Here is a 21,441-nt window from a genome sequence, read left to right as displayed (position 1 = left end):
ATATCCGCACCACCGCTCCGGTCGCCTTTGACGGCCAGCCGATCACGCTGGACATCCAGCCCGAAACCGCCGCCGACCGGGTCGAACTGGTCACGCTTGACCGCAACGGGCGTGAGGTGCTGCGCGAAAGCATCGGCCTTGGGACGGGCGAGGTCGACTGGGTGGGCCGCAGAGCCGAAGGGCCGCTGGCCGAGGGTCTCTACAGCTTCAAGCTGGTCAGCCATCGTGGCAGCGAAATCCTCGGGACCAGCGCCGTGGGCGCCTTTGCCCGCGTCACCGGGGCCGAACTGACCGCCGAGGGCGTCAGGCTGTCGCTGCCCGGCGGGGCGCGCGCGCTGGAAAGCGAGGTGACGGCCCTGCGCGAATCGCGCTGAGTTCACGCCGCGTCCGGCCCGCGCGCCCTTGCGGAAGCGCCATCGCTGTCTATAACCCCCGACGATTTGCACGCCGACAATCGCCCGAGGGGAAGCCATGCCGAAACGAACCGATATCTCCTCGATCCTGATCATCGGCGCCGGACCCATCGTCATCGGCCAGGCCTGCGAGTTCGACTATTCGGGCGCCCAGGCCTGCAAGGCGCTGCGCGAGGAAGGCTACCGGGTCATCCTGGTGAACTCGAACCCCGCGACGATCATGACCGACCCCGGCATGGCCGACGCGACCTATATCGAGCCGATCACCCCCGAGATCGTGGAAAAGATCATCGCCGCCGAGCGTCCCGACGCCCTGCTGCCGACGATGGGCGGGCAGACCGCGCTGAACACAGCCTTGGCGCTGGCCGACATGGGCGCGCTGGAAAAATACAACGTCGAGTTGATCGGCGCCCAGCGGGCCGCCATCGAGATGGCCGAGGACCGCAAGCTCTTCCGCGAGGCCATGGACCGGATCGGGCTGGAAAACCCCCGCGCCACCATCGTCTCGGCCCCGAAGCTGGCGAATGGAAAATACGACATCTCGGCCGGCGTGGCGCAAGCGATGGAGGCGCTGGAGGAGATCGGCCTGCCCGCCATCATCCGCCCCGCCTTCACGCTGGGCGGCACCGGCGGCGGCGTCGCCTATAACCGCGACGACTACGAGGCCATCGTGCGCTCCGGCCTCGACGCCTCGCCGGTCGCGCAGGTGCTGGTGGACGAAAGCCTGCTCGGCTGGAAGGAATACGAGATGGAGGTGGTCCGCGACAGCAACGACAACGCCATCATCGTCTGTTCCATCGAGAACGTGGACCCAATGGGCGTCCACACCGGCGATTCGATCACGGTGGCCCCTGCCCTGACGCTGACCGACCGCGAATACCAGCGGATGCGCTCGGCCTCGATCGCGGTCCTGCGCGAGATCGGCGTCGAAACCGGCGGTTCGAACGTCCAGTGGGCCGTGAACCCCGCCGACGGCCGTATGGTCGTGATCGAGATGAACCCGCGCGTGTCGCGTTCCTCGGCGCTGGCGTCCAAGGCCACCGGCTTCCCCATCGCCAAGATCGCAGCGAAGCTCGCCGTCGGCTACACGCTGGACGAACTGGACAACGACATCACCAAGGTCACGCCGGCCAGCTTCGAGCCGTCCATCGACTATGTCGTGACCAAGATCCCCCGCTTCGCCTTTGAAAAATTCCCCGGCGCCAAGCCCGACCTGACCACCGCGATGAAGTCGGTGGGCGAGGTCATGGCCATCGGCCGCACCTTCCACGAATCGCTGCAGAAGGCGCTGGCCTCGATGGAGAATGGCCTGACCGGCCTCGACGAGATTGCCATCGAGGGCGCCGCCGAGGAAGGCAAGCCCGCCTTCATCAAGGCCCTGTCGCGCCAGACCCCAGACCGCATCCGCGTCATCGCCGAATCCATGCGCGCGGGCCTCTCGGACGATGAAATCCACCGCGTCACCAGCTTCGACCCCTGGTTCCTGTCCCGCATCCGCGAGATCGTCGAGGCCGAGCACGAGATCCGCCACCACGGCCTGCCCTCTGACGCCCAAGGCCTCAGCCGCGTCAAGATGATGGGCTTCACCGACGCCCGCCTTGCGCATCTGACCGGCCAGACCGAGACCGCCATCCGCCGCGCCCGCCGCGGCATGGGCATCCTGCCCGTCTTCAAACGCATCGACACCTGCGCGGCCGAGTTCGAGGCCCAGACCCCCTACATGTACTCGACCTACGAGACCCCCGCGATGGGCGAGGTCGAGGACGAGGCGCGCCCCAGCGACCGCAGGAAGGTCGTCATCCTCGGCGGCGGTCCCAACCGCATCGGCCAGGGGATCGAGTTCGACTACTGCTGCTGCCACGCCTGCTTCGCGCTGACCGACGCGGGGTATGAGACCATCATGGTCAACTGCAACCCCGAGACCGTCAGCACCGACTACGACACCTCGGACCGCCTGTATTTCGAGCCGCTGACGCTGGAGCACGTCCTCGAAATCCTGCGGGTGGAACAGGAAAACGGCACCCTCCACGGCGTCATCGTCCAGTTCGGCGGCCAGACGCCGCTGAAGCTGGCGCAGGCGCTCAAGGACGAGGGCATCCCGATCCTAGGCACCACCCCCGACGCCATCGACCTGGCCGAGGACCGCGAGCGCTTCCAGCGCCTGCTGAACGACCTGAACCTCAAGCAGCCCGTCAACGGCATCGCCCATTCCGCCGACGAGGCGCGCGAGATCGCGCAGCGCGTGGGCTTCCCGCTGGTGATCCGCCCCTCCTACGTCCTCGGCGGCCGCGCGATGGAGATCGTGCGCGACACCGACCACCTCAACCGCTACATCACGACCGCCGTGCAGGTGTCCGGCAAGAACCCCGTGCTGCTCGACAGCTATCTCTCGGGCGCGATCGAGGTGGATGTGGACGCGCTGTCGGACGGCAAGACCGTCCATGTCGCCGGCATCATGGAGCATATCGAGGAAGCCGGCGTCCATTCGGGCGACTCGGCCTGCTCGCTGCCGCCCCACACGCTGGACGCCGCCACCATCGAGGAACTTAAGGTCCAGACCACCGCGATGGCGCTCGCGCTGAACGTCGTCGGCCTGATGAACGTGCAGTTCGCCATCAAGGACGGCGAGATCTTCGTCCTTGAGGTCAACCCCCGCGCCTCGCGCACCGTGCCCTTCGTCGCCAAGGCCACCGACAGCGCCATCGCCTCGATCGCCGCGCGGCTGATGGCGGGCGAGCCGATGGCGAACTTCCCTCTCCGCCCCGCCTATCCCGCGGGCGTCGGCCCCGACACGCCCCTGCCCTACGCCGACCCCATGACGCTGGCCGACCCGGTCACGCCCTGGTTCTCGGTCAAGGAGGCCGTGCTGCCCTTCGCCCGCTTCCCCGGCGTCGACACGCTGCTGGGGCCGGAGATGCGTTCCACCGGAGAGGTCATGGGCTGGGACCGCAACTTCCCCCGCGCCTTCCTCAAGGCGCAGATGGGCGCGGGCACGCATCTGCCGGAAGGCGGCCGCGTCTTCGTCTCGGTCAAGGACGCCGACAAGACGCCCGAGATGGCCGCCGCCATGCGCGACCTGGTCGGGATGGGCTTCACCCTGATCGCCACCCGCGGCACGGCCGATTTCCTGCGCGGCGCCGAGGTCCGGGCCGAGCTGGTCAACAAGGTCTACGAAGGCCGCCCGAACATCGTGGACCGCCTGAAGAACGGCGACATCGCGATGGTCCTGAACACCACGGAAGGCGCGCAGGCCATCGCCGATTCCCGCGACATCCGCTCGGTCGCGCTGTACGACAAGATCCCCTATTTCACGACGGCAGCGGGAGCGATCGCCGCCGTGGCGGCGATCAAGTCACGCGAGGAAGGGGACGTGGGGGTGCGGACGTTGCAGGGGTGATGCTTGCTGCAGGTTTTGGACAGTTAGAACTTGAGACTTGGAGATATTGTGCGCCCCGGGCAGCCGGGGCCTGGACAGTCAAGATCAATTAATGGTTTAGAGCCCGGGTTTATAGCTGATTCTGGAAGTCTTAGATCAGGGCTAATGCTGCCTGCAGGGCACCCAGGGTCCGGACAATCTAGACCAATTAGTGGCTTAGAGGACGGGCCTATAGCCGATTCTGGGAATCTTAGAGCAGGGCCTATGCTGCCTGCAGGGCATCCAGGACCCGGACAGTCTAAATCGGGAAGCAGACCAGGCAGAAATCCTTGACCTGAACTTGAACCCGGATGGCATATAACGATTACACAGCCCACAAAAACAACGAGGAAGCGCATCATCTCGCAACCTCTCTGTGCACAACCGCTATTAGTTCTTGACGTTTCTTTGTGTAATCCTCGCGAGGCGGCAAGTCGTTTATCCGACTAGAGCAACACGCCTCGTCCCATCTTATAAAATCGTCTATCGATGCCCTAACATTATTCGAAAAATAAACTCCAAGACTACAAAGAGTGTCCATCAGGGCATCTCTAGCTGTATCGCGCGCTTCCACAAATTTCTTCTTGCGCTCAAATTCAGCCTCTGTGAGCCCATCAGAGCGCGACAGCTCAAGTTCTGCAATAGTCCTTAAGCGCCTCCAACAAACCAAGTAGCGAGTTATGTTTCGAGAAAATTCTTCGGCTAAAGCTAACTTTCTATCTTCCCGTGCATGGTAGCGCGCATGCTGGTCCTGCCAGCGAGGGAACAAAACAGATGCAAGAACCCCACCAATCAAAATTGTAATCAGTGGCGGAACCCACTCAGATAGTACAATGTACAGAACCGAGTGCTCGTTCAGAACAGTATTCATGACGACCTGCCCACCCGCATATGCAGCCAGACAGCAAACCAGCACAGATGACCTAGGACAACATATCTCCACATTCGACGGGCCACAAAGAAACAAGTCTTGAGGCCCAAGCGAGCATTGTTTCAAGTCATTGGCTCGATTACTAACTAGCTCCCTTCTAGGCCACTCACATACGCATTCTTATAGCAGCTATTTGATAGTAAATCTCCACAAATGCGTTGGTGACGTCAAGCATAGCAAGTGTGGGGTGGGTTTCACCTCACCAATCCGCAACGGCGTGGCACCCTCACCCTACCTCCCCCTCAACCACGCCATCGTATCCGCCCGCCCCGCCCGCTTCTCCTCACCCAGAGGCACCCCCGGCTCGTCGCTCATCAGCCGGGCGGCGTCGGGGCCGAGGTCCTCGTAGGCCGCCTGCGCCTCGCCCCAGCCCGGCTTGCGGCCGTCCAGCCCCTCGCCCTCGCGGCGGGACAGGTAGTCCATCGTCTCGCCCCCGCGCAGAAGGCCCGCCAGCCGCGCGTGCATGAAGGCGCGCAGGACCGCGTTCATGCGGGGGCCATAGCCCTCGCCCATGCCGCGGAAGAAGCGGACCACGTCCTCCTCCAGCGCGATCGTCACCCGGATGCGCTTGGCCTCGCCGCGCTCGCGCGCGATCTCGTGCCAGGCCTCGGGGATGCGCCCCTCAGTCAGGACCTTCTGGTGCAGGTCCCACTCCAGCCGCCGCATCGCGTCGGCCATATAGTGATAGTTGATCCGCCTCGCCGTCTCGGCCTTCGTCTCGCCCATGCGCGCCCCCCTGCCCCTGTGCCCGCAGTCTGGCGGAACGGGGTTAACGCCCCCTCAACGCGGCGTTCGCATCACTTGTGCATGGTGTGTGCATCCCCCGTGCATCGGATATGCAGCGCATTTCCCGGGGAAATCCCGACCCAACAGGCAGGGGCCGGAGTTCCGAAAGCGCGCCCCGTTGCACCGCGCGCCCCCCTCGCCTATGCCGTCGCAAAGGGGTTTTCCGCATGAGCGTCAACAGCTTCGGCCGCATCTTCACCGTCACCACCTGGGGCGAAAGCCACGGCCCCGCGCTCGGCGCCACCGTGGACGGCTGCCCCCCCGGCATCCCCTTGGACGAGGCCGCGATTCAGCCCTTCCTCGACCGCCGCCGCCCCGGCCAGTCGAAGATGACCACGCAGCGGCAAGAGCCTGATTCCGTTCGGATTCTCTCGGGCGTCTTCGAGGGCCGCACGACCGGCACCCCGATCCAGCTGATGATCGAGAACACCGACCAGCGAAGCCGCGATTATGGCGAGATCGCCCAGGCCTTCCGCCCCGGCCATGCCGACATCACCTATCACCTGAAATACGGCCACCGCGACTATCGCGGCGGCGGCCGGTCCAGCGCCCGCGAAACCGCCGCCCGCGTCGCGGCAGGTGGCGTCGCCCGCGCGGTCCTGCGCGAATTGGCGCAACACCTGACCATTACAGGCTATATGGTGCAGATGGGCGAACTGACCATCGATCACACGCGCTTTGACCTGAGCGAAATAGACCGCAATGACTTCTTCCTTCCCGACCCTGCGGCAGTCCCCGAATGGACCGACTACCTGTCCCGCATCCGCAAGGATCAGGACAGCGTCGGCGCGGTTGTCGAAGTGCTGATCCAGGGGTGCCCGCCGGGCCTCGGCGCGCCGGTCTACGCAAAGCTCGACACCGATCTCGCAGCGGCGATGATGTCGATCAACGCCGTCAAGGCCGTGGAAATCGGCGAGGGCATGGCCGCGGCACGCCTGCGCGGGACCGAAAACGCAGACGAGATCCGCATGGGACCGGACGGACCCGAGTTCCTGTCGAACCACGCGGGCGGCATCCTCGGGGGCATTTCCACGGGGCAGGACATCGTGCTGCGCTTTGCGGTGAAGCCCACCAGCTCGATCCTGACCTCGCGCCGGACGATCAACCGCGCAGGCGAGGAGATCGAGCTTGTCACCAAGGGCCGCCACGATCCCTGCGTCGGCATCCGCGCGGTGCCGGTGGCCGAGGCGATGGCGGCCTGCGTGATCCTCGACCACCTGCTGCTGGACCGCGCCCAGACGGGCGGCACGCGAGGGGTGATCGGCTGAACGCCCGCCGCATGGCGACACCTACGCGGCTTCGCGCAGCGGCTCGACGACAAAGGGCGTGATGGTCACCCGGTCGCCCTCGAATTCGCAGAAAGAGCCGGGCGGCACTTCCAGCCAGTCCGCCTCGTCAGCCTCCAGCGGCTCGGAGACGACGGCGCGCCCCTGACGTGTCTCTGACCAGCGATGATACAGCGTCGGCGCATGGTCATCCGTGGCGTAGCGCGCCGCATAAAGCCGCTGGCCGTCCGAAAAGGCGCAGGTCAGGCGGACATGAGGCAGGGTGCCGCGCCGCCTCGCCAGCGCCTCGAAGCGCGCCGTGGCGCGGGCCAGCGCGCCGCAGGGGTCGTCCACCAGCCCCTCGCCCAAGGCGCCGAGAAACAGCGCCTCGCTATCGGTCGCGCCCTTGCGATGGGGGTAAAGCTCGTCGGGGATCAGCACCTCGGCCGCGCGGCGCCAGGTGTCATAGCCGCCGAACTGGCCGTTGTGCATGAAGGACCAGCGGCCGACCGCAAAGGGATGGCAGTTGTTGCGGCTGGTGGCCGTCCCGGTCGAGGCGCGGACATGGGCCATGAACAGATGCGACTTCACCGTTGCCGTCAGGCTGCGCAGGTTGGGATCGGACCATGCGGGCATGACGTCGCGGTAAAGGCCGGGCTCGTCCCGTTCGCCATACCAGGCGAGGCCGAAGCCGTCGGCGTTCACGGGCGTCTGGCAGCGGACGGCGCCGTGGCTCTGCCGGACCAGCGAATGGCCGGGCCGACTGACGATGTCCTCAAGATAGATCGGCCTGCCCAGATAGGCCGCCCAGCGACACATTCCTGTCCCCCGCATTGGTGTTTTGCGGGAAACTAGCAGCAGCCGGGCGGAAAATCAGCAGATTCCTTGGACCTTGCGCGGGGCCATGGATCACAACCCCGCGCAGGCCTCATCATGCCGCGTCGGCGATCACCTTCTCGACCGCCGCGATGGCGTCGTCGAGCGCCGCAAGCGAGGGCGCGCCGCCCTGCGCCCGGTCGGGACGGCCGCCGCCGCCCTTGCCGCCCAGCGCCGCGACCGCCGCCTGGACCAGCGACACCGCGCTGACCCGCTCTGCAAGATCGGGCGTGACCGTCGCCGCGACCGTCGCCTTGCCGTTGTCCTCGGTCATGACAACGACCGCGCCGGTGGACAGCCCTGACCGCATCTGGTCGGCCAGCGCGCCAAGTTCCTTGCCCGAGACGCCCTCGACCCGCCGCGCGATCACCTGCACGCCGCCGATGTCCTTGGGCGCGGCATCCGAGCCGCCACCCATCGCCAGCTGGCGCTTGAGCTGGGCGATCTCGTTCTGCATGGCCTTGCGGTCGTCGGCCAGCGCCTTGACGCGGCCCACCACGTCGCCCGACTGCGCCTTGAGCAGCCCCGCGATCTCGGACAACTGCCGCTCGGCCTCGCGCAGATGCGCCAACGCCGCCTGCCCGGTCAGCGCCTCGACCCGCCGCACCCCGGCCGAGGAGGCGCTGTCCCCCAGCAGGACGAAGGCGCCGATGTCGCCGGTGCGGCTGACATGGGTGCCGCCGCAAAGCTCGATCGAATAGATGTCGCGGTTCGTCCCCTTGCCCGAGCCCTCGCGCCGACCCATGGACACGACGCGCACCTCGTCGCCATACTTCTCGCCAAACAGCGCCTGCGCACCCATCTCGCGGGCGTCATCGGGCGCCATCACCCGCGTCTCGACCGGCGAGTTCTGGCGGATGACCGCGTTCACCTCGGTCTCGATCTGCGCCAGTTCTTCGGGCGACAGCGCCTTGCCGTGGCTGAAGTCGAAGCGCAGCCGGTCCTCGGCATTCAGGCTGCCCTTCTGCGCGACATGCTCGCCCAGCGCGTTCCGCAGCGCCTCGTTCAGCAGGTGCGTGGCCGAGTGATTGGCCTGGATCGCGCCGCGGCGGTCGATGTCCACCGACAGCGTGGCCCCCTGCCCGCGCGAAATCTGGCCCAGTGTGACTTCTGCGAAGTGGATGAACAGGCTGCCGGATTTCTTTGTATCCGTCACCCGCGCCGCGCCGGTTTCCGTCTTGATCAGGCCGGTGTCGCCCACCTGACCGCCGCTTTCGGCATAGAAGGGCGACTGGTTGACCATGATCTGAACCTGCTGGCCCTCGCCCGCCGCCTCGATCTCGGCGCCGTCCTGCACCAGCGTCAGGATCACACCCTCAGCCTGTTGCGTGTCATAGCCCAGGAACTCGGTCGCGCCGTGCCGCTCGGCCAGATCGAACCAGATCGCAGCCTCCGTGGTCTCACCCGAACCCGTCCAGGCGGCACGCGCCTTGGCCTTCTGCTCGGCCATGGCGGCGTCGAAGCCCGCCACCTCAACACCGCGCCCCTGCTCGCGCAGCGCGTCCTGCGTCAGATCCAGCGGGAAGCCATAGGTGTCATACAGCTTGAAAGCCGTCTCGCCCGGCAGGTCGGCACCCTCGGGCAGTCGCGCGACCTCATCCGACAGCAGCCGCAACCCGCGGTCAAGCGTCTGCTTGAAGCGCGTTTCCTCGCCCCGCAGCGTTTCCTCTATCATCGATTGGCCGCGGGTCAGTTCCGGGTAGGCCGCGCCCATCTGCCGGACCAGCGCCGGGACCAGCCGGTGCATGACCGGGTCCTGCGCGCCCAGCATGTGGGCGTGGCGCATGGCGCGGCGCATGATGCGGCGCAGCACATAGCCGCGTCCCTCGTTCGAGGGCATCACCCCATCCGCAATCAGGAAGCTGGTGGACCGCAGGTGGTCGGCGATGACGCGGTGATGCACCTTGCCTGGCCCGTCGGGGTCCGAGTTGGTGACATGGGCCGAGGCCTCGATCAGCGCCCGCATCAGGTCGGTGTCGTAGTTGTCGTGCTTGCCCTGCAAAAGCGCGCCGATCCGTTCCAGCCCCATGCCGGTGTCGATCGATGGGTTCGGCAGCGGCTTCATCGTGCCATCCTCGAACTGCTCGAACTGCATGAAGACGAGGTTCCAGATCTCGATGAAACGGTCGCCGTCTTCCTCGGCCGAGCCGGGCGGGCCGCCCCAGATCGAGGGGCCGTGGTCGTAGAAGATTTCCGTGCAGGGGCCGCAGGGACCGGTCGGGCCCATGCGCCAGAAGTTGTCGTCGGTCGGGATGCGGATGATGCGGTCGTCGCTCAGGCCAGCGACCTTTTTCCAGATGTCCGCCGCCTCGTCGTCGGTGTGATAGACCGTGACCAGCAGCTTGTCCTTGGCAAGACCGAAGTCCCTGGTCAGCAACTCCCAGGCATAGGGAATCGCCTCGGTCTTGAAGTAGTCGCCGAAGCTGAAGTTCCCCAGCATCTCAAAGAAGGTATGATGCCGCGCCGTATAGCCCACGTTGTCGAGGTCATTGTGCTTGCCCCCTGCCCGCACGCATTTCTGCGCCGTGGTCGCGCGGGTATAGTCGCGGTGTTCCAGCCCGGTAAACAGGTTCTTGAACTGGACCATGCCCGAGTTCGTGAACATCAGCGTCGGGTCGTTGCGCGGCACCAGGGGCGAGCTGTCCACGCGCCGGTGGCCGTTCCGTTCGAAGAAGTCGAGGAAGGTCGAGCGGATGTCGTTCAGGCTGGCCATGGCGTCTGTCCTGCGGAAATGCTGCCGGGCAGAGATAGCGATGCCCCCGCCCGCTGTCCAGAATGACGCGGAAGGCAGCGATCCCTGCAGATGAAAACGGCCGCCTTGCGGGGCGGCCGTTCTGGCTGACGCTTATTCCTCGGTCAGCGCGGCATCATCCTCTTCGGGGCTGGCGCCGAAATCCAGCCCGTGGCTGGCTCGGATGCGGTCCTCGATGGCCAAGGCCACGTGGGGATTGTCGCGCAGGAACTGCTTGGCGTTCTCGCGCCCCTGCCCGATCCGCTCGTCGCCATAGGAATACCAGGCGCCCGATTTTTCCACCACGCCCGCCTTGACGCCCAGGTCGATCAGCTCGCCGACCTTGGAAATCCCCTCGCCATACATGATGTCGAACTCGACCTGCTTGAACGGCGGGGCCACCTTGTTCTTGACCACCTTCACCTTGGTCGAGTTGCCCACGATCTCGTCGCGGTCCTTGATCGACCCCGTGCGGCGGATGTCCAGACGCACCGAGGCGTAGAACTTGAGCGCGTTGCCGCCCGTCGTCGTTTCGGGGTTCCCGAACATGACGCCGATCTTCATGCGGATCTGGTTGATGAAGATCACCATGCAGTTGCTGCGTCCGATCGAGGCGGTCAGCTTGCGCATCGCCTGGCTCATCAGGCGGGCCTGGCTGCCCATCTGCATGTCGCCCATGTCGCCCTCGATCTCGGACTTGGGCGTCAGCGCCGCGACCGAGTCGATCACGACCAGGCTGACCGCGCCGGACCGGACCAGCGTATCCACGATCTCAAGCGCCTGTTCGCCCGTGTCGGGCTGGCTGATCAGCAGCTCGTCCAGGTTCACGCCCAGCTTGCGGGCATATTGCGGGTCAAGCGCGTGTTCCGCGTCCACGAAGGCGCAGACGCCGCCCTTCTTCTGTTCCTCGGCCACGACATGCAGCGTCAGGGTGGTCTTTCCCGAGCTTTCCGGCCCGAAGATCTCGATGATGCGGCCCTTGGGCAACCCGCCGATTCCCAGCGCGATGTCCAGCCCCAGCGAGCCGGTCGAGGTCGCCTCGATCTCGGCCACCGGGTTGTCGGCGCCGAGCTTCATGATCGAGCCCTTGCCGAACTGGCGTTCGATCTGCGCCAGCGCGCTGTCGAGCGCCTTCTGCCGGTCCGCGCTGCGTTTGTCGTCCATCTTCAGGATGCTCGCCCCAGACATTTTCACCTACTCTATTGCAGCGCAGGACCGTGCACAACGATGCAGCGCAGCCATTCCTTGTTCACCTGATGTTCTGCACGCCATCTGGTGATTTTGCGGCCTGACCACAAGGACATGCCGCCCTCGAATCGCACTCTGCAGAAAGAATCTTAACAAACCGTTGAGCGGCTTCCGAAGGCCCGCTTGTGGCCGGATTCCGGCGCGGTATTCTTGCGCCATGCATCTTCTGTCGCCCCTGCCTGCCGGGTTCCGGCGATGACCCCCGCCGCCCGCGCCGCCGCGGCCATCCAGATCCTCGACGCGATCCTGCAGGGAGAGCCTGCCGAGGCGCAACTGACCCGCTGGGCCCGCGCCAGCCGCTTTGCCGGCTCGGGCGACCGCGCCGCGGTGCGCGACATCGTCTATGACACGCTGCGGCGCCGGCGCAGCCGTGCCGCCCTGGGAGGCGCGGACAGCGGGCGCGGCCTGGTCCTCGGCGCCCTGCGCGAGACCGGCAGCGATCCCGACACGATCTTCACCGGCGAAGGCCACGCGCCCGCGCCCCTAACGGCGGCGGAACGGGCGGGCGGGCGGGCGCCGGTGCCATCCGAGGCCACCGACCTGCCCGACTGGATCGCCGAGGCGATGAAAGCCGATCTCGGCAGCGGCTTCGCCCCGGTCGCGGCGGCGTTGCGCGACCGCGCTCCCGTGTGGCTGCGCGCGAACCTTGCCCGGACGACCGCGGCCGAGGCCCGGCAGGCGCTGGAAGCTGACGGCATCGCCGCCGAACCCGATCCCCGCTGCGGCACGGCCCTGCGGGTGACGGCGGGCGAGCGGCGCATCCAAGGCTCGGCCGCCTACAGGGAAGGGCTGGTCGAGCTGCAGGACCTGTCGCCCCAGATGGCCTGCGCCGCGCTGCCGATCGCGCCGGGGACGACCGCGCTCGATTTCTGCGCGGGGGGCGGGGGGAAGGCGCTGGCGCTGGCGGCGCGGGGCGCGCGGGTGACGGCTTGGGATGCCGCGCCCGCCCGGATGCGCGACCTTCCGGGTCGCGCCGCCCGTGCCGGGGTCAGGATCAGGATCGCGGAAATGCCGCAGGGGTTTCATGATCTCGTGCTGACGGACGTGCCCTGTTCCGGTTCGGGAACGTGGCGGCGGACGCCGGAGGCGAAATGGCGGCTGACGCCCGCGGATCTGGACAGGCTGGCCGAAACGCAGGCCGCGATCCTCGACCGCGCCGCGCGCCATGTGCGGCCCGGCGGGACGCTGGCCTACATGACCTGCTCGCTTTTCGCCCGCGAGAACGAGGATCAGGTCGCGCGTTTCCTTGAACGGCATCCTGATTTCACCCTCGGGAGCGCGACGACCCTGACACCGCTTTCCGCAAGCGACGGTTTCTTCCACGCGCTCATGACCTGTTAAACGACGGTTAACCTCCGGCACGCTATGGTCGGGCGCGAATCGGGTGGCGAGGCGGGAATGAAGCAGGGCGGGCTTTTGTCCTCGGGCGGGCTGGCGGCGGTGCCGGTCCTGATGCTGCCGGTGATGCTCGGGGCGCTGTGGCTGGCGCTGGCGCCGGCGGCGGTGCCGCCGCGGGTTCTCGTGGTTGCGGGCACGGTGGCGGTCGCCTGGTATCTGCTGGGCGGGATGATCGCAGGGCGGCAGCTGCTGGATCGGCTTGCGGTCGCGCGGCAGGTCCGGGCGGCGCGCGTCACCCTTGCCGATGAGCCGGGCTGCGCCTGGATCGTCGAGTCCGGGGGCGCGATCCGCGGCCAGTCGGCCGCGGCCGGACGGCTGCGGGACCTGTCGGGGCGCGATGCGGCGGCGCTGCTGGCCGGGCACCGCGCCCACCCCGCCGCGGCTGCGGCCGCGCTGCTGGCGCGCGTCGGCGACGGCAGGCCCCTGCGGCTGCCGCTTGGCGATGGCTCGGCGCTGGACGCGCGGCGCATTCCGGGCAGCACGCTGCAGATCTGGCGCATCGAGACGCCGCAGCCCGAACCGGCCGGGACGGCCGCGGGCATCGGCGTCGATTACCGCACGGTGCCCATCGCGCTTCTCGACCTCGGCCCGGATGGCCATGTGCTGACCGCCAACCTTGCGGCCGAGGCGCTGCTGGGCCCGGTTGCCCCTGGCACCTTTTTGGGTGATCTTCTGGACGGACTCGGGCGGCCCCTGGGCGACTGGCTGGCCGAGGTCCGCGAGGGCCGCGACACCGGCCGCGGAGAGGTTCTGCAGACCCGCACCGGCGATGTCGAGCGCGCGCTGCAGGTGACGCTTGCCTCCAGCCCCGGCATCGACCGGATCGTCGCGGTGCTGACGGACGTGAGCGCGCTGAAAACGCTGGAAGCGCAGTTCGTGCAAAGCCAGAAGATGCAGGCGATCGGCCAGCTTGCGGGCGGGATCGCGCATGATTTCAACAACCTGCTGACGGCGATCACCGGTCATTGCGACCTGCTGATGCTGCGGCGCGACAACACCGATCCCGATTACGCCGACCTGCACCAGATCTCGCAGAACGCCAACCGCGCGGCGGCGCTGGTGCGGCAGTTGCTGGCCTTCTCGCGCAAGCAGACGCTCAGCCCCGAGATCATCGACCTGCGCCACGTCCTGTCGGACCTGAGCCACCTGCTCAACCGCCTGGTCGGAGAGCGGGTCGTCGTCACCGTCACCAACGACCCCTCGCTGCGGCCGATCCGGGCCGACGGGCGGCAGTTCGAGCAGGTGCTGATCAACCTCGCCGTGAACGCCCGGGACGCCATGCCGAAGGGCGGCGAGATCGCCATCCGCACCGAGAACGTCAGGCTGCGCACCGGGCTGACGCTGGAAGGGGCCAGCATCCCCCAGGGCGAATATGTCCGCATCACCGTCTCGGACCAGGGCTGCGGCATCCCGCCCGAAACGCTGGACAAGATCTTCGACCCCTTCTTCACGACCAAGAAGCAGGGCGAGGGCACGGGCCTTGGCCTTTCGACCGCCTATGGCATCGTCAAGCAGACGGGGGGCTACATCTTCTGCACCAGCACCCCGGGCGACGGCACGACCTTTGCGCTGTATTTCCCGGCCCAGCGGCCGCGTCCCGCGGAAAGGTCCGCGCCTACCCCGGCGGCAAGCCCCGCGGCGCCCCGCAGCGGCGAGGACCGCCGTCGCACCGTGCTGTTGGTCGAGGACGAGGCCCCGGTACGCGCCTTCGCGGCCCGCGCCCTGCGGCTGCACGGTTTCGAGGTGATCGAGGCCGACAGCGGGGAACGGGCGCTTGAGATCCTGTCGGATGCCGCGCTGCCGGTGGACATCTTCGTGACCGATGTCGTCATGCCGGGCCTCGACGGCCCCGGCTGGGTCCGCACCGCCCTGCAGGTGCGCGAGGGCACGCGGGTGATCTTCATGTCGGGCTACATGGATGCGACCCTGTCGGACAACAACATGACCATTCCCAACGCCCTGTTCCTGCCGAAGCCCTTTTCGCTGTCGGAACTCGTCGCAACCGTGGAAAGCCATCTCGCGGGCAGCGCCGCCCCGGCCCGCCCCATCGATGGCGCCCTTCCGGGCGCCTGAGGAAACCCGCCGCGTCCATGCCTGACCGGCTGGGAATACGCATGCCGCGCGGCGGGAAGAACTCACGCCCGCAGGTGCCCCGCCGCATCTTTGACCCGCAGCGGGGGATGGGCCGGGCAGGATCTCGCGGGGTGCAGATCCGTTCGGCTGGGGCCGTTGCGTCACAGCGGGACGGCTGCAGGCCGGGAACACGGCGGCCGGTCAGAAGCCGCTGGACAGGTCCCCCGCGCCATCGTAGGGAAGGGCCAAGCCGCCGCTGGCTTATCCGCGTGGCCTTGTCGCATTTCCGCATCGGCCTCCGCTTTCTGAACAGATCATGACACGCGCGCGCCAGACCTTGCTGATGTTGGGCGCGGTGCTCGTGACTCTGGCGCTCGGCGTCGGGCTGACCGCCTTCACCGTCCGGCTGGAAAACCGGGCCGCTGTTCTGCGGTTCGAACGGCTTGCCGACCTTGTGTCGAGCCGGATCGAGCAGCGGATGATCCAGCATGTCGCCCTGTTGCGGGGCACGCGCAGCTATTTCGACGCGCAGGACCAGCCAGTTTCGGTGCAGGAGTTCCGCCGCTATGTCGCCGGGCTTGAACTGCAAAGCGATTATCGCGGCATCCAGGGGATCGGCTTTGCCGCGCTGCTGCCGGCAGAGCGGCAGGCCCCGGCACTTGAGCGGATCTCTGCCAACCACGGCTGGACGGCGGTTGCGCGGCCGGGTGGCGACCAGCCGCTCATCGGTCCCATTGTCATGCTCGAACCCCTGGACGCGCGGAACCGGCAGGCGATCGGCTATGACATGTTCGCGGAACCCGTCCGCCGCGAGGCGATGATCGCCGCCCTCGAAAGCGGCGAGGCGCAGGCGACCGGGCCGGTGGAACTGGTGCAGGAGATCACCGCCGAAAAGCAGGCGGGCTTCCTGATCTACATCCCCACGCGGGGCGGGCTGTTCGGGATGCACGAGGGCCGGGACGGCGGCTGGGTCTATGCGCCCTATCGCGCCGGCGACCTGCACCATGCGGTGCTGGCCGAACTGCCGGACCTGCCGCTGTCGCTGCGGACGGTGGACAGGCAGTCCCCCGGCCAGCCGTTGTTCGACAATATCCCCGAGGATGCGCCCGCCCGCCTGCTGAGCCGCGCCGCCATGCGCGAGATCGCCATCGCCGGGCGGAACTGGCAGATGACGATGGTGCCCGCCCCCGGATTTCTGGGGCTCGAGGATCGCTCGGCCAGCCTGATGGTCGGGGCGCTGTCGCTTCTGCTGCTGATCGCGGTGACGGGGGCGACGCGCAACTTCATGCGCGCGCTGCGCGAGGCAGAGTTGCGGGCCGCCCAGTCCGCCCGCGAGGCCGATGAGCGCACGCTGCTGCTGCGCGAGATGCAGCACCGGATCAAGAACCACCTGGCCCGCATCCAGGCGATTGCCCGGCAGACGATGCGCTCGGCCCCGGACCTGCAGGAATTCGGGCGCGTGTTCGGCGCGCGGCTGTCGGCGATGGCCAAGGCGCAGGATGCCGTGAACCGCGCCGAACAGGGGTCCGCGGACCTTGCCGAGCTGCTGCGGGCCGAGGTCGGCGGCGTCGTCGCCGCCGCGCAGGCCAAAGGGATGCTGAACGGCCCCCCGGTGCGGCTGAACGGGCGCGAGGCGCAGGCCCTGGGGCTGGTCGCCTATGAGCTCAGCACCAACGCGATGAAATACGGGGAAAACTCGGACGACCTGACGATCCGCATCGATTGGACGGTTGAACCACGCGCCGGCGCCGACTGGCTGGTGCTGAGGTGGAGCGAGCCGGACGCCAGCCCGGCGCCCGGCCATGAGGACCAGAACGGAAATGGCGGCTTCGGGTCGCAACTGATCCATGCGCTGATCGAGGGCGACCTGAACGGCGCGTTCGCCCGCGCCTTCGGGCCCGACGGCATGGTCGTCACCATCGCCTTTCCCCTGGCGCTGGCGGGTCACAGCGGCTCGGATGGCGCCTCGGCCTCGGGTTCCTCCGGCCCCTGACCCATGGCCAGCAGGCTGCCCCGGCTGCTGCCGATCAGCGGGCCGCGCCCCTGCCCCACCACCGCCAGCGACCCCGGCGAGCCGGTCCGTTCCGACCCCAGCGGCGCACCCAGCAGTGTCAAGCGTTGCCGCGCCCGCGCCACCTTTTCCGGCGCGACCGGCGCGGCCATGGCGAAGCTGTTGTAGGTTTCCGGCGCGCCGGTCATTCCCTGGAACCCCTGCGCCTTGAATGTCGCCCGCAACTCGTCGAAGCGGGCGAGATAGCGGTTCGCATGAACAGCCGTGCGCGAATGGAACGCGCCCGCCGCCCGCCGCCAGTCGCCCGTCTCGGCGTGAAGGTCGCGGACAAAGCGGGCGGCGTAGCGGGCGTTTTCCAGCGGGTCGAACATCTCGACCACGGACGGGAAGTTCTCGCCATGCCAGCGGTAGTTCAACTGGAAGCAGCCGATGTCGAGGTTCACCCGCCCCTGCTCGATGCGGTCCTGCGCAAAGGCCAGCGCCTCGGCCGGGTCATCGAACCAGCTTCCCGCGCCTTCGGCATTCACGCTCCAGGCCCAGGGGCGGACGAGGTCGCCGCGCCGCCGCCCGGTTTCGGTCAGGGTCAGCGCGCCGAGGATGTCGGGCGGCACCCCCATCTCGGCCGCCGCCGTCATCGCCGCCCATTCGCAGACCGCCGCCGGCTGGTCCGCCGGGCCGGTCGCGGCCAACGCCGGCGCAGGCAGGAACAGCAGCGCAAGAACCCGAACCAACCGCATCAGCCACCCCCGGACATGGGAAGGGGATAGCAGGACAGGCTTAAGATTCGGTTGTCAGGCGAACAACTCGCGGCAGAATTCCAGCCCCGAGACGAGCGCGTCCACGTCCTCGCGGGTGTTGTACATGGCAAAGCTGGCCCGCGCCGAGGCGGCTAGGCCATAGTGCTGCATCAGGGGCATGGCGCAATGCGTCCCCGCCCGCACCGCGATGCCGCGCTGGTCGAGGATCGTGGCGATGTCATGGGCATGCGCCCCTTCCATCGTCATGGAAAAGATCGCGCCCTTGCCCGGCGCCGTCCCCTGGATCTGCAGCCAGTTCAGGCCACCGAGCCGCTCGACCGCATAGTCGCGCAGACCCGCCTCATGCGCGGCGATGTTCTGCATCCCCAAGCCCATCATATACTCAAGCGCCACGCCAAGCCCGATCTGGTTGACGATGCCGGGAGTGCCCGCCTCGAAGCGCAGGGGCGGGTCGGCGTAGGTGACGGTCTCGCGCGAGACCTCGCGGATCATGTCGCCGCCGCCGAGAAAGGGGCGCATCTCGGCCTGCCTCTCGGCCCGTATCCAGATCGCACCGGACCCCGAAGGGCCGTAAAGCTTGTGCCCGGTGATGCAGTAGAAATCGCAGCCGAGCGCATCGACATCAACCGGCATATGCACCGCCGCCTGGCTGCCATCGACCAGCACCGGCACGTCCGTCCCCCGCGCGATGGCGCCCACGTCCACTACCGTGCCGGTCACATTGGACATATGGGTGACGGCGATCAGCCGCGTCTTCGGCCCCACCGCCGCCAGCACCTTTTCGGCAGGCAGGCTGCCGTCGGGCTCGGGTTCGACCCAGCGCAGGACCACGCCGTTGCGTTCGCGCAGAAAATGCCAAGGCACGATGTTGGCGTGATGTTCCAGCACCGACAGCAGGATCTCGTCGCCCGGCTGCAGGCGCGGCGCGGCCCAGCCGTAACTGACAAGGTTGATCCCCTCGGTCGAGCCGCTGGTGAAGACGACCTCGTTTTCGTCCCGCGCGTTCAGGAAGCGGGCGATGATCCCGCGCACCCGTTCATAGTTGTCGGTCGCCAGGTTCGACAGGAAATGCAGACCCCGGTGGACGTTGGCGTATTCGCCCGCATAGGCCGCCGAGATCGCGTCGATCACCACCTGCGGCTTCTGCGCGCTGGCGCCGCTGTCCAGGTAGACCAGCGGCCGCCCGTTCACCTGCCGCGACAGGATCGGGAAATCGGCGCGGACGCGGGTGATGTCAAAGCTCATGTGGGCGCTCCCGGCAGGACCCCGAGGGTGGCGGCGAGGATGGACAGAAGAAAGCTCGTCAGCATGATCGTGCCAAGGATGCCCATCACCACCATCAGCGCATTGCGGAAGCCATGCACCGCCATCGTCAGGGCCACCATCAGATAGGCGGCCAGCAGCAGCGTCGCAATGCCGACCAGCGCCCCCAGCGGCGGCAGGACCACGGTGACGGCAAGCTGGATGGCCTGCAGGGCGACCATGATCGCCTCGATCCAGCCGACGGCCAGCAGCGCGTCGGCGAACTTGCCGGTGCCGCCGAAGATGCGCCCGACCTCGGCCAGCAGATAGGCGCCGAAGGCGGCCGAGACGACCTGCACCGAGGCCATCGAGATCGGCGAGGCCGTGAGCATCCCGAGCATTCCCGCCCCGCCCTCGGGTCCCGACATCAGGGCCGCGCCCAGCCAGGACAGCACGGCCGAGGCCGCGGCGGTCGCGAAGATCAGCGCCCAGCGGTCGCCCGGCCCCCAGGGCCTGGCTTGCAGCATCCGGAATCCCGTCTGCGGGTCGCGGACGGTCAGCCTCATCAGTTCTATCATGCAGGGTGCCTTTTGCGGGACAGGGCGCGAAGCCCGGCGATCCAGAACACCAGAAACGCCGCGCCCGCCAGCAGGTTCACCAGCGTCAGGGCGGGACCCGGTCCCATGAAGCCCTGCGTCAGTCCCTGAAGCAGCATCATGGGCGAGGCCGCGGCCAGCGCCCAGACCAGCGCCAGGCGGGATTCGAAGCCCTCGATCCGCGTGCCGAAGGCGCGGAGGAGAAGCTGCATCACCAGCGCCATTGTCATGACGACCAGCGGCATCAGGAACAGGGTCGCCAGCAACGCCCCCCCCAGTCGCGCCTGCAGCGGCACCGAGGGGTCCAGCGCCGCGGCCCGCGCATGCGCCGGCCATTGCGCGACGAAATAGACCGCCATCGTGCCCAGAAGCAGGGCCAGCAGCCCTGCTTCGGAGATGCCGGTCATCCCGCGCACCGCCGCGCCGGGCCTGCGCCAGGTCTGCAGGATGCGCGGGACCAGCGCCACCTCAGCGGGCCTTGGCGGTCAGCCAGTCTTCGAGCCGCCCAGAGATCTCGGCGCGCAGATCCTCGTTCTCCACCTCTTCCAGCGCATCGGCTAGGAAGCTGAGCACCAGCAGCACGACCGCCCGTTCCTGCGGAATCCCGCGCGAACGCAGGTAGAACAGCGCCGTTTCATCCAGCGCGCCGGTGGTCGAGCCGTGGCTGCACTTCACGTCGTCGGCGTAGATTTCCAGTTCCGGCTTGGCGAGGAACTGGCTGGTCTCGTCCAGCAGAAGCGCCTGGCTGATCTGGTAGCCGTCGGTCTTCTGCGCCCCCGGTTTCACGAGGATCTTGCCCTGGAAGACGCCGGTCGCGCCGTTCTTGAGCACCTTCTTGAAGACCTGCCGGCTTTCGCCGCGCAAGCCGCCGTGGGTGATGAAGACCGTGTCGTCATGGTGCAGGTTGTCGCCGTCACCCAGGACGGCGGCGGCGACATGGGCCACGGCGTCGTCGCCGGCAAGTTCGATCACCGATTCCGACCGCATGTGGCGGCCGTCGACCGACAGCTCGAAGCTTTTCAGCGACGCGCCCTCGGCCACGCGGGCAAACAGGTGGCTGTTGAAGACGCGGGCGATCCCGGCGCGGTGGGCCGAGATGTGGTGCAGCTTCGCGCCCGGCGCGAGGTCAGCCTCGATCACCACATTGCCGCGCGCCCCGACGAGGCCGTTTTCCAACAGCGTCAGGTCCGCGCCTTCCTCAAGCCGCAGGACGTGGTGCACGACGACATCCGCCGCAGGGTCTGAGACGCGGTAAAGCACCTGCACCGGCCGCGCGGCCTGTTCGGTGACGCAGATCACCACACCATCAGTAGCCACAGCCGTGTTCAGCGCCGCGAAGGGACGGGCAACGGGCTTCTGCCCTTGCGCCTCCAGCTTGCCGTAGGCCTCGGCAACCCAGTGGCCCGCCTGCGCGTCGGCCTGGGCCAGCGTGGTGATTTCCACCCCCGCCAGTTCCAGATCGTCCGAGGCACCCGCGTCAAAGCGGCCATCGGTGAAGACCAGCCGCAGCTTGTCCACATTGGCGAACAGCGTCGGCTCGCCGCCGATGGCATCGGCCGGTAGCGGATCAGGCCGGGCGGCGTTGAAGGGCGCGGGATCGGTGTAGCGCCAGTATTCCTGGCGCGGGCCGGGCAGGCCCTGCGCCGTCAGCCGCGCCAACGCGTCGGCGCGGGCGTCGGCGGTGGCGCCGGACATCGG

General features: G+C 67.7%; 15 protein-coding genes. 6 read left to right on the top strand and 9 right to left on the bottom strand.

Annotated features, from left to right (window positions below):
• Positions 1–374 (top strand): FlgD immunoglobulin-like domain containing protein (locus Q4F04_RS04525; RefSeq protein ID WP_303368640.1); only part of this gene is annotated, 374 nt, incomplete at its 5' end.
• Between the two features lie 97 nt (positions 375–471).
• Positions 472–3,810: a carbamoyl-phosphate synthase large subunit gene (gene carB / locus Q4F04_RS04520; RefSeq protein ID WP_303368639.1), complete on the top strand. Its 3,339-nt coding sequence runs from the start codon at positions 472–474 to the stop codon at positions 3,808–3,810.
• Positions 3,811–4,990: 1,180 nt separating this feature from the next.
• Here the strand turns inward: carB and Q4F04_RS04515 are convergent.
• On the bottom strand, positions 4,991–5,485 hold the full coding sequence (locus tag Q4F04_RS04515) for a BrnA antitoxin family protein (protein WP_303368638.1): 495 nt from the start codon (positions 5,483–5,485) through the stop codon (positions 4,991–4,993).
• 227 nt (positions 5,486–5,712) lie between these two features.
• Here Q4F04_RS04515 and aroC point away from each other — a divergent pair, with 227 nt between their 5' ends.
• A complete protein-coding gene (gene aroC, locus Q4F04_RS04510; protein WP_303368637.1) occupies positions 5,713–6,813 on the top strand; it encodes a chorismate synthase in 1,101 nt (366 codons plus the stop codon).
• A 21-nt stretch (positions 6,814–6,834) separates the two neighbouring features.
• On the opposite strand, the gene Q4F04_RS04505 is transcribed toward aroC, so the two are convergent.
• From Q4F04_RS04505 to recA, 3 genes are all read right to left on the bottom strand, one after another.
• Positions 6,835–7,629, bottom strand: coding sequence for a class II glutamine amidotransferase (locus tag Q4F04_RS04505; protein ID WP_303368636.1), 795 nt, complete (start codon positions 7,627–7,629; stop codon positions 6,835–6,837).
• A gap of 112 nt (positions 7,630–7,741) precedes the next feature.
• The gene (gene alaS / locus Q4F04_RS04500; RefSeq protein ID WP_303368635.1) at positions 7,742–10,399 is read right to left on the bottom strand and encodes an alanine--tRNA ligase; all 2,658 of its coding nucleotides are present in this window, start codon (positions 10,397–10,399) and stop codon (positions 7,742–7,744) included.
• Positions 10,400–10,531: 132 nt separating this feature from the next.
• Positions 10,532–11,605, bottom strand: coding sequence for a recombinase RecA (gene recA, locus Q4F04_RS04495; protein ID WP_303368634.1), 1,074 nt, complete (start codon positions 11,603–11,605; stop codon positions 10,532–10,534).
• A 255-nt stretch (positions 11,606–11,860) separates the two neighbouring features.
• On the opposite strand from recA, the gene Q4F04_RS04490 reads away from it, so the two are divergent.
• From Q4F04_RS04490 to Q4F04_RS04480, 3 genes are all read left to right on the top strand, one after another.
• Positions 11,861–13,006, top strand: a complete 1,146-nt coding sequence (locus tag Q4F04_RS04490; RefSeq protein ID WP_303368633.1) for an RsmB/NOP family class I SAM-dependent RNA methyltransferase — start codon at positions 11,861–11,863, stop codon at positions 13,004–13,006.
• Positions 13,007–13,030: 24 nt separating this feature from the next.
• A complete protein-coding gene (locus Q4F04_RS04485; RefSeq protein ID WP_303368632.1) occupies positions 13,031–15,136 on the top strand; it encodes a PAS domain-containing sensor histidine kinase in 2,106 nt (701 codons plus the stop codon).
• Positions 15,137–15,452: 316 nt separating this feature from the next.
• A complete protein-coding gene (locus tag Q4F04_RS04480) occupies positions 15,453–17,129 on the top strand; it encodes a CHASE domain-containing protein (protein ID WP_303368631.1) in 1,677 nt (558 codons plus the stop codon).
• Here the strand turns inward: Q4F04_RS04480 and Q4F04_RS04475 are convergent.
• The 5 genes from Q4F04_RS04475 to Q4F04_RS04455 are packed head-to-tail and all read right to left on the bottom strand — an operon-like array spanning position 17,081 to position 21,438.
• A complete protein-coding gene (locus Q4F04_RS04475; RefSeq protein ID WP_303368630.1) occupies positions 17,081–17,884 on the bottom strand; it encodes a hypothetical protein in 804 nt (267 codons plus the stop codon). The genes Q4F04_RS04480 and Q4F04_RS04475 overlap by 49 nt on opposite strands.
• Positions 17,885–17,938: 54 nt before the next feature.
• Positions 17,939–19,150 carry a cysteine desulfurase gene (locus Q4F04_RS04470; protein ID WP_303368629.1) on the bottom strand — a complete coding sequence of 404 codons (1,212 nt, stop codon included), beginning with the start codon at positions 19,148–19,150 and terminating at the stop codon, positions 17,939–17,941.
• Positions 19,147–19,725 carry a YIP1 family protein gene (locus Q4F04_RS04465; RefSeq protein ID WP_303368628.1) on the bottom strand — a complete coding sequence of 193 codons (579 nt, stop codon included), beginning with the start codon at positions 19,723–19,725 and terminating at the stop codon, positions 19,147–19,149. Before Q4F04_RS04465 ends, Q4F04_RS04470 begins: the two co-directional genes overlap by 4 nt.
• Positions 19,722–20,210: a hypothetical protein gene (locus Q4F04_RS04460; protein WP_303368627.1), complete on the bottom strand. Its 489-nt coding sequence runs from the start codon at positions 20,208–20,210 to the stop codon at positions 19,722–19,724. The genes Q4F04_RS04465 and Q4F04_RS04460 overlap by 4 nt, the downstream gene beginning before the upstream one ends.
• Before the next feature lies 1 nt (position 20,211).
• Positions 20,212–21,438, bottom strand: a complete 1,227-nt coding sequence (locus Q4F04_RS04455; RefSeq protein WP_303368642.1) for a SufD family Fe-S cluster assembly protein — start codon at positions 21,436–21,438, stop codon at positions 20,212–20,214.
• Positions 21,439–21,441: the final 3 nt, after the last annotated feature.

The sequence above is a fragment of the Paracoccus sp. (in: a-proteobacteria) genome (assembly GCF_030536915.1).
In the GTDB taxonomy this organism is placed as follows: domain Bacteria; phylum Pseudomonadota; class Alphaproteobacteria; order Rhodobacterales; family Rhodobacteraceae; genus Paracoccus.
The sequence above is the reverse complement of the archived record's forward strand: the minus strand, read 5'-3'. Positions and strand labels throughout refer to the sequence as shown.